We start from the raw sequence: 13509 nt of genomic DNA, 5'->3' as shown, positions 1-13509 counted from the left end.
CGTTTAATTACAGCAAGTCCTGAGCCGCCATCTGGCTTTATCAGGTGTGGAATCCCATCTTCTTCATGATGAATGCAAATAACAGGTGGTTGGTATGACGGGGGTTGCGCCAGGCAATAACATATCAGCCTATCACTTCGGTGATTATGTCTTTGATGTCAAAAGGCGAGAGTTGATCTTCTGTGCCGACAAGGACAACTTGCAAAGCGCCCGGGTGGTGCGCTTGTCATCGGCAGAGAGCCTCATTTTCAGCTATCTGCTCGATCACCATGACGAGGTGTGCGACAAGGATCTGTTGCTCGAAATCGGCTGGTTGGGTCGCCCCATCAGCCCCAACTCCCTGAACGTGGCTATCGCCAATATTCGTCGCCACTTCACCTCATCCCCCCAGACGCTGGATATCAGAAGTACCCCGAAAAAAGGGTACTCCCTGCACCTGAACTGCAAGATGAAGAGCTATTACGGCAAGGCACTGCCAACAGAGAGTGAGCCCTTGCCCGAGCCGGTGAGCGAGCCCACGCCTGCAATGGCTGCTCAGCCACCGTCGACACCACCAAGCTCCGACCACGAGGTCATCAAAGAGCCTGTTGCTCCCCGTTCTTTTGGTGAGCGGGCCAAACTTGCCTTTCTCAGCGGTATCGGGCGGCCAATGCTGGTCAGGAGCCTGATGTACGTCAATCTGCTACTGGCTGTGCTGGTGGTGTTTGTCGCCAGCTATCTCCATTTCGAGTGGCTCCATGTGCACTGTACCGACTCGCCGACCGGCGTTGTTTGCCAGATGGAGGCACGGAGCGATGTACCACCAGTCAAACCGGCATCGCTGGTGCTGGTCTCCGGCCACCAGGTTCGCGTGCTTTCCTATAAAGAGCTCGAAAAAACGCTGTAAGGGATCTCTGATGAAACGAACGCTGAAAAATACCTTGCTGCTGTTGCCACTGCTTGTCGTGCTGCTGTTTGTGGTCGGGATGTTTATCAACAGTCTGGGCTGCCATTACGACCTGAAAATGTCTGCCAATGGAGTCAACTATCACGGGGTGTGCCGCTGGGGCAAAATCACCGTGATCGAAGAGGAGGAGGCGACCAGGGAGAAGTGGCGAGTGACCGGTTTTCAACTTACCTTCTTCAACCAGCTTGTTTACCTCATCGACAGTCGTACCCAACTGCACGAATCGGGTAACGATGACTCCTATCTCAATGAGTACAACCTGATCCAGTCGCAATATGCGCTGGTCAACTATGCCTGGGTGCCGCTGACTGAAAACAAGGTGGCGATCTTCCAGCGCGATCCGGTGCACGAGGTCGTGATTGCCCAGCGAGATGGCTGGTTCGATCTCTACCGCTGGTTCTTTCCCCCGGCACCGCTGGTGCCTGTTCAGCCGCAAAGCGCAGGTGCCGGGCGTCCCGCTAGCTTCTGAGCAACTTGCACCAGGGGCCGGTGATCTCGCAGTGGCCTGTCTCATCACTGTTTTGCCAGCCTAGCCTATGGTAGAAGGCTACTGCCGCCGTGTTGCGGGTCGCAACCTTGAGCGAGCCGTGCGGCGAATCAGCGAGGCCCCGCTCCAGCAGGGCGCGCCCTATCCCCTGACCGTGCCAGTCGCTTGACACATAGAGGTGATGGACGAAGTGATCGGGCTGCCAGATGGCGATAAAGCCGCAGATATTGCCCCCCTGTTCGGCTACCCACACCTGTTCACCTTTGGTCTGTTCCTCGAAATCCTCGAGTTGGAAACGGGCGGGCTCGACCCAGTGAAAGGTGTGGCGGCGGCTCTTTAAAAACAGCCGGGCCAGTTGGGGAATGTCGTGTTCTTCCATGAGCCGGATCATGATGCCCTCCCGGATCAAGCTAATGTTCATTGAGGCAGCTGCACAGCGGCAGGTTAATCGATGCAAATGACAAGGGTGTGATTAAGCACTGTCCATTGTATTTGCCATGGGGCTATACTGCCGGAGTCCCTTGTATGGATGGCTTGAGGATCGCTGATTTATGGACAATAAACTGATTGAAGGCAACATTTTTGTTCCGGCGCACATAGACGATGTCTGGCACGCCTGGACTACCGAAAGCGGTCTGCGCAGTTTTCTGGCTCCCGAATGTTTGATGGTGGCCGAACCGAATGGTCCTTTCGAGATCTACTTCAGGCCTGATGCCCCGCTGGGTGAACGTGGCAGCGAAGGGTGCCGGGTCATGGCCGTCATGCCCTATGACCTGCTCAGTTTCAGCTGGAATTTCCCGCCCAGCCTACCCCATATCCGCCAGCAAAAGACCCAGGTTTGCCTGCGATTTGTGCCGGAAGGGCAGGGCACTCGCCTCTACTTCCTGCAGAGCGGTTGGGCCAATGATCCGGATTGGGATCAGGGTTATGCCTATTTTCGGGAAGAGTGGCTGGAGACCAGCCTGCCACGGTTACAGTACCGTTTTACCCATGGCCCCATCGACTGGAACAATCCGCCAGACAAGGCGCAGTTGAAGGCGCTGGCCCAGTAATCCCGGATGTCAGACATAAAAAAAACCGGCCAAAAGGCCGGTTGAAACAGTTCAGGCTTCGCAATGTCCCCCTCACCTAACTGCTTGTATCGGCTTAATAAACTGTAGTAGACATGACCAGATTTGACCACTGCGCTATTTAACTAGCCCGTGGTCACGTATGGTCATGCATGGTCACAACAATGGTCACAGCCATGACCAGAAATGTGACCCATCACAATTTCCCGACCAGCGCGGCGGCCTCCTGATTCCCTGCATTGATGTAGGTTCGGGTCTGCTGCAAGCTGGCATGGCCCATCAGTTCCGCCAGTATCCGCAGGTCTCCCCCCTCATTGGCTAGTAGCGTCCCGAAGGTATGCCGCAGCACATGGGGCCGAGCCTCGAACCCGAGCTTGGCTGCTACCCGCTTCATCTGCTTGCGTAGCGCAGTCGCGTCCTTGTGCCAGCGGTTCCCTTGGCCATTGCGCCAGAGCGCACCAGAGACGCTACCGTGCTGCTTAATCTCTTCCTGTACCTTCGGATGCACCGGCACCCAGCGTTCGCGCCAAAGCGTCTCGCTGCCCTTCCTGTGGCGTAATCGGCACATCAACGCCGTACCCATCTGCTTGAGGTCATCCACCTCTACCAGTCGGGCCTCGCAATACCGTGCGCCGGTATAGACCATGAAGGTCGCAATGGCCCTGGCTTCATCCGTCAGCCCCTCCAACAACTTGGCCAGTTCAGGCTTGGTCAGAAATTCGGCGCAGTGCTTGCCCTCGGTCGGCACCTTGATCCCCTTGGGTGCGAGGTCAAACTCACGGCACCCGTACAGGTAGACCGTGCGGGCCTGCCTGCACATCCGCGCCTTGGTTGCTTGGGCCATCCCGACCAGCCCCTTGGCGTAGTCATCCATCGTCCGCTGGTTCACATCGACCAAACGAAACTGGCCCCAAAAAGGGGCCAGCTTCGAGACGATATGAGTGGTCGATCTTGACCGTTCCTTATCGGATAGGTAGCAAAGGGCGGCGTCCTTCATGGTCGCCAACTCTTTGCCATCAATCTTCTTCGTCTTCATGTCCAGCACCTCTTCCCTTACTTGGCCGGTATAACACGTAATGTGGGTCTTCATCCTTGGATAGGTGAGCGTACTCTTCACCCCAGTTCTTCGGCAACCCACCACTGATCTCGACATACACATTGTCAGCCACGCTACCGATGGCACGGCGGGCCTTGAATATCAGGTCGGATCGGTTGTCCACGCCCCACTTGGTACGGATGGCCTTGGCCTGAGTCTTGATTGTGTTAATCGAGACCCCGATCCGGTGAGCCATCTGGTCGTAGTTAAATCCTTCAATAAATAATTGAAGGATAACGTGTTGGCGTGGAGTCAGGTCGCTGAGTTCTCGTAGCGATTCATTGTCGTGCGATGGTGCAATACCAAATGATGCAAGTTGCAGTTGTAATTCAGCGAGGTTCGATTTAAGCGATTCGATTACATCAAGTGTCTTCTGATGTTCGTTTTGTAAGTTATTAAACTTCTTTTCCAAAATGCGGTTCTGTAGCTCCAGGCCTTGAAACTGATGCAAGATCCGCTCAATCTCTAAACTATCCATATTAATCTCCATTTGCCTTGCGAGCCGCGAGTCTAGCCTCGCACTCACTCTCCACTTGGCTGATAGCATCCTCGATTTTCACGCCTGACTTCACCCGCTGGGCGACAAGCACCCACCAGTTTGGGTTCTTAACGAGACTTCTTCTATGTGCAGGAGCCATCCTAATCCAGTTCAACCTAATCCTATATGCCGGTCTAGCTTTCATATGGTTGTCTCCACTGCACCAGTTCTGTTCGGGGAATGGCGAGGGTATGATGTTTTTAGCACTTCATTGACAACAAAAAGGACTGTTTTTTCTATCTGCCCGATTGAGCCTGATGTTACATCATAATGGGTACATCCTTTAACACTTGTTGAACCAAAGCCGAAAGTGATCACCTTGATACCAAGGGTGGACACATTAGCTAGGGTGTTATGGGTACAGGAATTCAATAAGTTAGAAAGTGCCCCACGCGCATATGGAATGCCATCACATAACATTAAAAGTATCTTGCGCTTCTGCTTACACTTCCCAATCTGATTGGCAGCAAACTCAATAGCACGGTTATCAATGTTATTGGCTCCGTACACACCCACTAAATAGGGCAACCTTTCGATCACATCTCGGGCGTTTCTGATCCTCACCCCGAACCCTAACAAATTAAACACCACCAACGGGTCGGATGAGATATACCCTGGGGCACTCGTCAACGCGCAGCCGAGGCCGTACACCTCGTCCGCGTTGAGTGAGTGGCCCAGCTGATACCGCTCATACGCCTTGATGGCCAGCCTCTCAACCACCTTGCCCGAGCGTCCGCCCTTCAACTTCCGTCCGGTCTGGTCGGCGTTCTGGAACTTGAAGGCAGCAAGCTGGGGGTGGCGGTTGTCGTTGGCAAATGCGAACACCTGATCCACATCGGCCTTGGGGTAGATGGCGTAGTTGTGCAGGGCCATGGTGGTGTGACCCAGGATTGACAGTGGCACACCCAGCGAGTCGAGCGCATCACCCAACATCAGCGCCGTCTTGGTGGCCCACTCAATCCGTTCGCCCCTCATGCTGGAACTCATGTCAATCAGCAGGGTGACGGCGGTATCAAGCTCGGGGTCTTTGGTGCGCTGCCGGTAAACGTCATCCTCGCCTTGGTAGGCCCGTACCAAGTCGTTGGCATCGAGCAGGCCATGGACACGGCCACCCAGCCAGCGGCTGTCATCAACGCCTATCAGCGCACGTTTGAGGATGCTCTTGGCATGGGAACCCATCGGACTGATGGCGACCTTCTCCTTGGCCGAGAAGGCTACGCCGCAGACGTGGGCGTCATCGTGCTTGTACTCGAACAGCTGGAGGTTGAACTTGGGCAAGCCCACCTCACGGCTGGCCATGCCGCTCAGGATGGCCGCCTCGTCAATGAGCGGCGCTTGCTGCTCTCCTTGGCCACCTAACTCCCCGCCATCCTCTTGGCCCTCGTCACCTTCTCCGTCCTCACCAACGCCCTTGGGCTGCCCTTCCTGCCCATCCTCGCCCTCGTCCTTGTCATCCCCTTCGCTTGGCTCCCGCTCGCGTTCAGGCGCTTTCTGTGGCTCCGGCTCAAAATTGAGCCGCTCAAGCAGTTCGTCAACGAGCGCCGCTATCTCTTGGGTACTCTTGGCCGCCATCGAGCGGGTCGCAAACTCGCTGGCCAGTGGCCGGTAGTGCTCCGGTATCATGGCAACCAGCTCCCGCTGTACGTCACCACCGTGGCCCATCATCTGCGAGGCCGTCCACTTGACCGCCCCGAAGATCAGCCGTCCCCAGTCGAGCAGATGCGGCGGCACCTTGGCCAGTGCATCAAGCTGGAGTTGTGCCGACACATGACGCATGGCGTTCAAGCTACTCCACGCCCCAGGGTACTGCTGCTGGTAGGCCGCCTCGATCCGTGGGTCTTCCAGATAGTTGATCTGGTCGGCCTTGGTCTTGTCGTGTTGCCGGAAAAACTCAAAGTCAGTAAACAGCGAGTGCGCAGTCTCATGGTCGGTATAGCCACGCATCATCGCTACCTTGTCGTCACTTACCTTGCCCGCAGCTATCTCGGGCAGGCGGATCAGGGAGCCGTCATTCCACGCCTCACTCCCTGCAAACTCTACGCGCACCTGCGATCTGCCCAACACGCGGGCTATCGCGTTGCACTCAATTACCAGATCGGTCGAGTTCATTTTCATATCTCCATGACATAAAAAAGGGGGCCGTCTTGGCCCCCGTTGCTACCGCTCGGTTACATTCGTTTCGCCTTACCAATGGAACGGGTGTAGTACCCGTCCCCCCAGTCGAAGGATGACCGGCCACACGGGCAGGTTAGAAATGTCGCTTTAACCCATCACATCCTCCTTAGATGCTTAACCGTTGTGCGATGCCCGTCATCTTGACGCGCTCATGTGCAGGCATGGCATTGAAGACCACCAACTCCATGGCCTCCCATACTCCGTCCTGCGGCAAGACGCCTGCATGTCGGGACATGAACATCATCCGGTTGGCCATCGTGACCAACTGGCGGTACGAGATCGGAGTGAGCACCTCACGCCTGCCGAACGCTTCCCGATGCTCCTTGGCATACAGGCACAGCTTCTCGCAGATGTGGGTAGGCAGGCTGGTCTCACGCTCCAGCAAGGCTGCCTCCTTGGGCCACTCCATGTATTCAAAGTCGATGAAGGTCTGGAACCGGTTGAGGAATGCGGCGGACTGCTCACGCGCCCCTCGGTACAGGCCGACATCATCACCTTGGCCACAGGTATTCGCTGCGGCCACTATCCAGCACTGCGGATGCACCGGTACACGGCGACCGTTATCACCGGTCAGTACCAGTTCATCCCCCTCCAGCACCGCCTGCATGACGTAGGCGAGGTCGGGCCGGATGAAGTCCAGTTCATCGAGCAGCACTACCCCAACGTGCGGGAGAGCACGGGGCAGCACACCCTCAATGAACCGGCTCACGGTCGTGCCGCCATCGTTGAGCAACTCGGTCTTGCCAACGAGGTCAGCACGGGTCATTTCCGAATCGAAGTTGATCCGCACCAGCGGCAAGCTGCACCGTGCGCAGATCTCCCTGATAGCCGCCGTCTTTCCGGTGCCGGTATGACCGAACAGCCATGAGCGAAAGCCCATAGCCATGGCGGTCAAGACATCGTGAAAGACGGGGGTGACTTCGTAGAAGGGATTGATCTGGGGGACGGAGTGCGGGGCTTGGTCAGCCCATTCAATGGTGGGTATCGGGACACGCAGCGTGGTATCGAACATGTCCTTGGCCAGACGGTAACGCAGCATACCCTTGCACCCGTCTATCTCCACCGCCACCCCAGCGCCCAAGTCCTCCTTAGGCTTCTGCTTCACACCGATGAACTCGAAGAACGAGTCACGGTCGCCAGCGTCTGGGGCTTTGGGCTTGCCGGTGAACATCATGCAAGCTGCCAGCGAGGCGAGATCCTGCTGGCTTATCGGTGTCTCCAGCCCTTGGGCAACCATCCAGTTGGACGCCAAGTGGGCCAGCTCCTGCCACGACTTGTTGACGTGCTTGCTGGCTTCAATGATTAACGAGGCGACTGCGGCTGGTTCTTTTTTTGATTCATTTGAGGTTGTCATGCGGCTTTCCTCACATCCGTAAATGATCCGACCAATGTTGAAAACTCTTTGACCCTTTAAAGGCAACAAAAATGACTTGGGGTATCGTCAATTACCGGACACGCCCGTAACAGGCATATCAAGCAGGCTTAACACGGCGCGGGCACCATCCTTGATACTGCCGCCGTTCTTAATCATCTTGGCCCCCAACATCACGTTGCCCTGCCAACCGAACCAACCCTTGTCCCAGTCGGCTTTACGCAGGTGAGTGAGCCCGTTCAATCCCTCCTGTTCCATCAGCACCTTGGCTACCCAGACCAGCACCATCAGGCCCACGGCAGTGCCGAGCACCGAGCCTTCACGCAGCTTGGCCACGTTACCCCCTGAACCGGCTGCGGTTGTGACCGGCACCCGCTTCATGATCAACGCCCAGATCTTGAGGGCATCAACCTTCTCTTCCTCCTGCCACGCTTCACCATCACGCTTGTTCATCAGCACGTTGTTGGCATCAATGAGCGTCTTGAACGGGTACAGGAACTCACTGCGGCCACCACAGGTGGTGCGCTCGAAGTCGATAAGCCCAGGGAACACGGCGTTGGCCACGGCCCGAGCCACTTGGCTGCCATCCTTGCGGTGGTTGTAGAGGTTGTTGATCGAGGCGTTCGGCTTGACCGCCTTGCTGTTGAGGTCAGAGAACTGCTGCTGCCGTTCGTCCAAGGTGAGGCCGGTATACAACTGGATGATTACTGACTCACCCGCAAGCGCGGCATCAGCCTCCACCTTGTTGACGATTGCACTCGCCCGATGTTGGCCATCAGCCAGCAAGATCTTGGCTCCCATGTCGATGGCGAGTGTGCCCATGTGGTCGCCGGTAAACTCGGCCTTACCCTCGACACACCCAGTCAGGGCTGGCAGGGCGTATCCTGCTTGGCCCATGTAGTCCACAAGGTCAGTCACCCGAGACTTGTTCACTTCACGTTGGGCTCGCTCGATAGCGGCAAAGCCGGTTTGGATCTGCAACAGACGGGCGAGTACCCGATAGGGCATGGTCACGGCGTAGTAAGCACGGCAACCCTGCAACCCACGCAAGGCGGGCACGTTGAATACCCACTCGTCCCCCTTGGCCTCCGCCTCCTTCGGGGTGCTCGCTTCGCTCACCCCCTCAGTCGGCTGCGGAAGTGCGCCCACTGCCTCCATAAAGCTCTTGGATTGCAGCTCGTCCAACTGACCCAGGGCGGTATGCTTGGCTTGCCCCTTGAACACCAAGAGGTTCGCCTTGACGGTGGACAGCACGGCGTCATAGCCCTTATGCGCCACTTCCTGCTTGAGGTGGTCGATGTCCTCGTTCAGCAGGTTCGACAGGTGCATCCGCAAGCTCTGCTCGGTGGTGCGCCCTGTCACCGAGCCAAAGCAAACGTGCTCACTCGCCGTTCGGCTCCACCCCATGACATCCTTGGTGGCACCCCGACCGACCAGTCTGACCTTGGCCTTGTTGAAGTCCTTGAGGATGTCGAACAGGTCGGTGATGTTGGCGTACAGGGTGGTGGTTTCTACTTTTGCGTTCATAGCATTTCTCCAGATGTGAAAAGGGCCAGTCCCCAAAGGAACCGGCCCCATTAAAAAGGCCGACCGGATTGGTCAGCCCAAGATTTAAGAGACCCTTTAGGGTCTCTTTTTTGCGCGAATGAAGCGTGAGAAAGTTAATGAGAAGGAGTCAGAGAAAACCAAGGGGTATCTTTCAGACGTTCTGATGTGAAGCAGCTCTTGTGAGTGGTCTTGATTGTCGATGGGAGTGAGAAAAATACCTCACGATCTCATTCGCCACCCACACGCCCTTGTGGAACACAACGCCGTTGCCAATCATGCGATAGGCATCGCTGTCGGGTGCGTCAAAGGTGAAGAAGTCGGGCAGCCCCATCAACCTTGCGTACTCACGAACCGTGTAAGGACGCGGCTTGCGGGTCACTGGGTCTATCACCAGTCGTGTGCCCTTGTCCTTGGCATAGTGGGCTAGGCAGGTGGGTGCGATGTCACCCTTAAAGGGGTCGCTGATGATTGGCTTGTCACGGTACTGCCCGTTGAGGCGGGCATAGACCGAGGGCGGAATGACTATCTCGGGGTCACGTTCTAACAGAGACATCAGGCTTGGCACCTTGCCCTTGTCGGGGGCATTCCATGTGAACGGACGGCGACTGCCCATGATGATCAGCCGGTCACGGCGTTGGGGAACCATGTGCTCTGCCCGCACTGGGTTGAACGTGGTCACGTAGTAGTCCGGCAACTGGGTCATGGCCTCCATCACCACCGGAAACTTGGTCATCCCAGGTACGTTCTCGACCACGTACACCTCGGGCCGCATCAACGCAATGTGGCGGAAGAAGTGGAGGAACAAGTCGTCACCCGTGCGGGTGCCCTTGATGTCGGCAATGTTGCTGTACTTGGTGCATGGGTAGGTGCCGATGATCACATCGGCTTCACCTTGGCCAGTCACACACAGCTGGGTCACGTCCACGTTCTCAACGTGGTCGCCCAAGTTGGCAGCCTGCACCTTGCAGGCCAGCGGATCTAACTCGAACGAGCGGGCGATGGGCAGGCCACCGAAGATAAGGCCGGTGTCCATCATGCCAGCGCCTGAGAAGTATGAGTGAACAGTTGGTTTGAACATGATGTTTCTCCGTGAAACAAAAAGCCCCTCATGTGAGGGGCGTTGGGGTTAGTGACCATATTCCCGAGGCTGGGAATATGGTCAGTGGTTGATGATGGGGGCGCTGGCGATGGTCTCTTTGAACTTGGCCAGCCCGACCCGTTGGACAACGAGGTCTAACGCATACTGCGCCGCTTGCTTGGTGCTCACCCGCTTGTGTCGGAAGTGGTAGAGCAGCTGGTACTTGGCGCTGTTCACGTTGGTGGTGATTGCCCGCCCACTGGCATAGTGGGTAAGCGTCCCATCGTTGACGATGCAGTACAGCAGCTCGCCTTGAACGACCAGCCTTGCGGGCAGGCCGGTGACTGTCATGGGATCACCGGTCTTGGCATTCACGCTGTTGATGGTGACTCGCTTCATGTCACACCTCGATGGTTACGGTGGCGAGGAACTTGGATGTGTCCACTTCCACGTTGGCGGGCAGCTTGGCTACGTTAAGGTGACCGGTGCCCTTGGTCAGGTCGCTGGCAATGCGGGCCAGCATCTGCGGGAACAGCGTTGAGTTGCTGTATGCCCCGTAACGTGGGTGATAGTGGAACGCATTCATGTCGCAGTGCTGACGGCCCAGCTTGGGGATCTTCACGTACCCGTCATTCACCTTGGCGCGAAAGGTTATCTTGGCCATGTTGTCTCTCCTTGAAACAGAAACCCCGCTAAGTAGCGGGGCGGTAGATGTCGATGTAGAGGTAGCCATAGCTACGCCTGGGGCTGGCCTCACACACCCAGCCCTTGTGTTCGAGGCGAAACACCTCGTCCATGTCGGTGCATATCTGGTATGCCTTGGCCATCTTGGTCAGCTGCTTGAGGAAGTGCGGCAGCACCTTGTCGCACTCGGCTTGCCACTCGGCACTTGGCTCACCGTAGATACCGGCACGGTCGCCCAGGAAGTCCACGCTTCCCCGATGCAGGATGGCCCGAGCCCCCAGCTTGGGCAGGTTCGGGGTGCCCAGTCCCCATGTGTGTCCCTCGAAGATGCTCATCACTCTTTCCTCGCTGTCATGGTGTAGCGCCTGCCCCTTACGCACTGGGTAAAGCGCACCACGCTTGTCTTGTTGTAGTCGGCCAGTTGCTCACGGATACCCATGCACTTGGCCACCTCGTTGGCATCAATAAGGCGCTCTATCAGCGCCTCGATTGACATCACTGCGGTCTCGACAACCTTGCCCTTGAAGCGGGCGGTGACTCTGACTTTCATGTGTGGCTCCCCCAGTTCGGTTGCTCATTGGTGCCGTGGTTGAAGTAGGCACCCACGATGGTGCGTTTCCATTCACCCACGGGGTAGCCATGCTCGTTGCACTGGCGCTCCCACCACGCAAAGCCAATCTCACGGGGCAGGTTGTCCCTCATGTCGCTCGGGTTCACGTACAGCGTGGTCTTGTGCATCGTTGGCACGGGCTTGATGTGCGGTGGACTGGTGCGCTTGCCGGTCTCGTCATAGTCGTGCTCCCAACCACGCACCATCAGGTTGCGGTTGACGATCTCTTGCAGGCTTTCGTGTGCTCGCAGGGCTTCGGCTACTGCGGCTTGGCTGAATGAATCGTTGAACTCGATCATGTTGTTTCTCCTTGAAACGAAAAAAGGCAGCCACATTAGGGCTGCCTCACGGGGGATGTGTAAGCGTTATCTCTCGCGTTATTGCTTGGCATCCTTGATGGTTGCCAGTGCCTCACTCACGATGGATTCATTGAGCGCAACCATATCGAGGACGATCTCGGGTTGGTCTGGACGCTCAACGAGTGTCGGTTGCACTGGTTCAAGATGGCCAATCATGGATGCAGCCGTGGGCTGCGGTGGCAGCTCGGCAGCATCTGCGTTGAACGGGGCAACGATGCAGGTCAGGGCGATCATGGACAGTGCGATTATGTTGAGTGCGAAGAGGCTCATGGTGCGTACCTTTTGGTTTGGGCATAAAAAAAGCCCCCACGCTGTCGCGTGAGGGCCGGTGTATTGCGGGTGTGGATTACTTGGCTTGGGTGAGTTCGACGAACAGCATCCCAACGCTGGACAGGAAGGACTTGTCTGACGCTGCGCGTTCACGGAGCAGGTCGAGCAGTTGCTCGTTGCTCAACGCATCCGCGTTGGCGTCAGCGGCCTTGGCCGATGCCTGCTTCGCAGGTTGCGGCTGCTTCGCAGGCTTGGCTGGCTTGGCGGCCTTGAGGGCGTCCACGGGATTGGGCAGCGTAGCTGCCGTTGGCTTGGCGCGTGGCTTGAGGTCTTCCAACTCCTTCAGGAGTTGGATGGACGGAGCGCGTGGCTTGCGGCCTTCGGCCTCGGCCTTGGCAATACGGGCACGGAGCACAGCTTTGGCCTCGGTGACGCTGACGGTGCCATCTACGATGGCGGCGTGGATCTGTTGGGCGGTCATAGCGGTAGTAGCGATGGTGTTCATAGCGACCTCCATGGTCGAAGTAAATCCGGTCGGACTATCCGAGCCGGTCGCCCCAAGATTTAATACCCCCTTTAGGGGGTAGTCAGGCAGTTCGCTAAGTTATGGGGATCTGTATGGGGCTATTTGTGGGGTGGGGTAATATCGAAAATAGCGTTGAATCTCTTGATTTCAATAGATAAAAGCCATCATTGAGAGAGGGTGTGTTTCCTATGATAGGAAACGCATTGGTCTTTATAATCAATGAGTTAGCGATGAATCGAGCGCGATAAAAGAAAAAAGAAGCCCGCGAACACAAAAAAAGGGGGGGGAGAGGGTCGGAAAAAAGGAGGGGGGGGAGGACGACCCCGCCGCCGCGCAGTTAGAAGTCGTCACCGGGCCCCGCTTACATTCGCAGCACTTTTCCAAAACGTCCTATTGCGGCCAAGTAGCGGCCTCATTGTGCCTTGGTTACCTCGCCACCGGCAGGTCCTCCCAGCGGGTGGTGTAGCAGGGGCTCAGGTGCTCTTGTCGCATCATCCACTCAGGCGACCCCGTACCTTGGCTGGCAAAGCCTACGCGCCCCAATCCCTTGGCTTTGATCTGGTCCATCACTGCCATCAGCGCATCTGATTGAGCGGAGGACGGGGCAAAGAGATCTGCCTGTTGTTGCCCCTTGGGGGTGAACTCACTCAGCATGACTCCCCCCTTCTGATAACGGTAACCGTCGCGCCAAATCTGCGGTAGCAGCACGTTCACTTGCTGCAGCAGCAACCGGGTATCATCGCTAGGGCA

The 13509-nt window shown here is 56.8% G+C and carries 18 protein-coding genes; 3 read left to right on the top strand and 15 right to left on the bottom strand.

Annotated elements, in window-relative coordinates; genetic code table 11:
- Positions 1-172: 172 nt before the first annotated feature.
- Positions 173-886 carry a winged helix-turn-helix domain-containing protein gene (locus OKC31_RS20295; RefSeq protein ID WP_270657542.1) on the top strand — a complete coding sequence of 238 codons (714 nt, stop codon included), beginning with the start codon at positions 173-175 and terminating at the stop codon, positions 884-886.
- Positions 887-896: 10 nt separating this feature from the next.
- Entirely contained in the window at positions 897-1415 is a 519-nt protein-coding gene (locus OKC31_RS20290; protein WP_005353702.1) for a hypothetical protein, read from the top strand.
- On the opposite strand, the gene OKC31_RS20285 is transcribed toward OKC31_RS20290, so the two are convergent.
- On the bottom strand, positions 1405-1824 hold the full coding sequence (locus OKC31_RS20285) for a GNAT family N-acetyltransferase (RefSeq protein ID WP_270657541.1): 420 nt from the start codon (positions 1822-1824) through the stop codon (positions 1405-1407). The two genes, OKC31_RS20290 and OKC31_RS20285, sit on opposite strands and share 11 nt — an antisense overlap.
- Positions 1825-1984: 160 nt before the next feature.
- Between OKC31_RS20285 and OKC31_RS20280 the strand changes: the two genes are divergently transcribed.
- Positions 1985-2485, top strand: a complete 501-nt coding sequence (locus OKC31_RS20280; protein WP_005334766.1) for an SRPBCC family protein — start codon at positions 1985-1987, stop codon at positions 2483-2485.
- A gap of 214 nt (positions 2486-2699) precedes the next feature.
- Here OKC31_RS20280 and OKC31_RS20275 read toward each other — a convergent pair whose 3' ends face one another.
- The 14 genes from OKC31_RS20275 to OKC31_RS20210 all read right to left on the bottom strand — a co-directional run.
- Positions 2700-3539 carry a tyrosine-type recombinase/integrase gene (locus tag OKC31_RS20275; protein WP_064341948.1) on the bottom strand — a complete coding sequence of 280 codons (840 nt, stop codon included), beginning with the start codon at positions 3537-3539 and terminating at the stop codon, positions 2700-2702.
- A complete protein-coding gene (locus OKC31_RS20270) occupies positions 3520-4077 on the bottom strand; it encodes a helix-turn-helix transcriptional regulator (RefSeq protein WP_270657540.1) in 558 nt (185 codons plus the stop codon). The genes OKC31_RS20275 and OKC31_RS20270 overlap by 20 nt, the downstream gene beginning before the upstream one ends.
- Before the next feature lie 201 nt (positions 4078-4278).
- Complete coding sequence (locus tag OKC31_RS20265; protein ID WP_270657538.1) at positions 4279-6246, bottom strand: cobaltochelatase CobT-related protein; 1968 nt, start codon at positions 6244-6246, stop codon at positions 4279-4281.
- 172 nt (positions 6247-6418) lie between these two features.
- Positions 6419-7666: an AAA family ATPase gene (locus OKC31_RS20260; RefSeq protein ID WP_100653254.1), complete on the bottom strand. Its 1248-nt coding sequence runs from the start codon at positions 7664-7666 to the stop codon at positions 6419-6421.
- An 87-nt stretch (positions 7667-7753) separates the two neighbouring features.
- Complete coding sequence (locus OKC31_RS20255) at positions 7754-9211, bottom strand: DNA sulfur modification protein DndB (RefSeq protein WP_270657537.1); 1458 nt, start codon at positions 9209-9211, stop codon at positions 7754-7756.
- Between the two features lie 172 nt (positions 9212-9383).
- Positions 9384-10310, bottom strand: coding sequence for a DNA cytosine methyltransferase (locus OKC31_RS20250; protein WP_270657536.1), 927 nt, complete (start codon positions 10308-10310; stop codon positions 9384-9386).
- Between the two features lie 81 nt (positions 10311-10391).
- Positions 10392-10709 carry a hypothetical protein gene (locus OKC31_RS20245; protein ID WP_270657534.1) on the bottom strand — a complete coding sequence of 106 codons (318 nt, stop codon included), beginning with the start codon at positions 10707-10709 and terminating at the stop codon, positions 10392-10394.
- 1 nt (position 10710) lies between these two features.
- Positions 10711-10974, bottom strand: a complete 264-nt coding sequence (locus tag OKC31_RS20240) for a hypothetical protein (protein ID WP_136501382.1) — start codon at positions 10972-10974, stop codon at positions 10711-10713.
- Between the two features lie 28 nt (positions 10975-11002).
- Positions 11003-11329 (bottom strand): type IV toxin-antitoxin system YeeU family antitoxin, encoded by a 327-nt coding sequence (locus OKC31_RS20235; RefSeq protein ID WP_270657532.1) that lies wholly within the window; start codon positions 11327-11329, stop codon positions 11003-11005.
- Entirely contained in the window at positions 11329-11544 is a 216-nt protein-coding gene (locus tag OKC31_RS20230; protein ID WP_069554008.1) for a hypothetical protein, read from the bottom strand. Before OKC31_RS20230 ends, OKC31_RS20235 begins: the two co-directional genes overlap by 1 nt.
- Positions 11541-11903 carry a hypothetical protein gene (locus OKC31_RS20225; protein WP_270657531.1) on the bottom strand — a complete coding sequence of 121 codons (363 nt, stop codon included), beginning with the start codon at positions 11901-11903 and terminating at the stop codon, positions 11541-11543. The genes OKC31_RS20230 and OKC31_RS20225 overlap by 4 nt, the downstream gene beginning before the upstream one ends.
- A gap of 78 nt (positions 11904-11981) precedes the next feature.
- Complete coding sequence (locus OKC31_RS20220) at positions 11982-12233, bottom strand: hypothetical protein (RefSeq protein WP_270657530.1); 252 nt, start codon at positions 12231-12233, stop codon at positions 11982-11984.
- Positions 12234-12309: 76 nt separating this feature from the next.
- Positions 12310-12738 (bottom strand): hypothetical protein, encoded by a 429-nt coding sequence (locus OKC31_RS20215; protein ID WP_270657529.1) that lies wholly within the window; start codon positions 12736-12738, stop codon positions 12310-12312.
- A 447-nt stretch (positions 12739-13185) separates the two neighbouring features.
- Positions 13186-13509, bottom strand: a 324-nt coding sequence (locus OKC31_RS20210) for a DUF4113 domain-containing protein (RefSeq protein ID WP_270657527.1), incomplete at its 5' end; no start/stop codon positions are given.

Source organism: Aeromonas sp. Y293-4 (genome assembly GCF_027705905.1).
Taxonomy (GTDB): domain Bacteria; phylum Pseudomonadota; class Gammaproteobacteria; order Enterobacterales; family Aeromonadaceae; genus Aeromonas; species Aeromonas veronii.
This window is presented reverse-complemented; position numbering and strand designations above follow the sequence as displayed.

Bases quoted from the DNA above. Each gene is read 5' to 3' on its own strand.
- OKC31_RS20260 (WP_100653254.1), bottom strand. From the start codon at position 7,666: ATGACAACCTCAAATGAATCAAAAAAAGAACCAGCCGCAGTCGCCTCG.
- OKC31_RS20220 (WP_270657530.1), bottom strand. From the start codon at position 12,233: ATGAGCCTCTTCGCACTCAACATAATCGCACTGTCCATGATCGCCCTG.
- OKC31_RS20275 (WP_064341948.1), bottom strand. From the start codon at position 3,539: ATGAAGACGAAGAAGATTGATGGCAAAGAGTTGGCGACCATGAAGGAC.
- OKC31_RS20290 (WP_005353702.1), top strand. From the start codon at position 897: ATGAAACGAACGCTGAAAAATACCTTGCTGCTGTTGCCACTGCTTGTC.
- OKC31_RS20285 (WP_270657541.1), bottom strand. From the start codon at position 1,824: ATGATCCGGCTCATGGAAGAACACGACATTCCCCAACTGGCCCGGCTG.
- OKC31_RS20270 (WP_270657540.1), bottom strand. From the start codon at position 4,077: ATGGATAGTTTAGAGATTGAGCGGATCTTGCATCAGTTTCAAGGCCTG.
- OKC31_RS20225 (WP_270657531.1), bottom strand. From the start codon at position 11,903: ATGATCGAGTTCAACGATTCATTCAGCCAAGCCGCAGTAGCCGAAGCC.
- OKC31_RS20215 (WP_270657529.1), bottom strand. From the start codon at position 12,738: ATGAACACCATCGCTACTACCGCTATGACCGCCCAACAGATCCACGCC.
- OKC31_RS20230 (WP_069554008.1), bottom strand. From the start codon at position 11,544: ATGAAAGTCAGAGTCACCGCCCGCTTCAAGGGCAAGGTTGTCGAGACC.
- OKC31_RS20235 (WP_270657532.1), bottom strand. From the start codon at position 11,329: ATGAGCATCTTCGAGGGACACACATGGGGACTGGGCACCCCGAACCTG.
- OKC31_RS20265 (WP_270657538.1), bottom strand. From the start codon at position 6,246: ATGAACTCGACCGATCTGGTAATTGAGTGCAACGCGATAGCCCGCGTG.
- OKC31_RS20245 (WP_270657534.1), bottom strand. From the start codon at position 10,709: ATGAAGCGAGTCACCATCAACAGCGTGAATGCCAAGACCGGTGATCCC.
- OKC31_RS20280 (WP_005334766.1), top strand. From the start codon at position 1,985: ATGGACAATAAACTGATTGAAGGCAACATTTTTGTTCCGGCGCACATA.
- OKC31_RS20240 (WP_136501382.1), bottom strand. From the start codon at position 10,974: ATGGCCAAGATAACCTTTCGCGCCAAGGTGAATGACGGGTACGTGAAG.
- OKC31_RS20250 (WP_270657536.1), bottom strand. From the start codon at position 10,310: ATGTTCAAACCAACTGTTCACTCATACTTCTCAGGCGCTGGCATGATG.
- OKC31_RS20255 (WP_270657537.1), bottom strand. From the start codon at position 9,211: ATGAACGCAAAAGTAGAAACCACCACCCTGTACGCCAACATCACCGAC.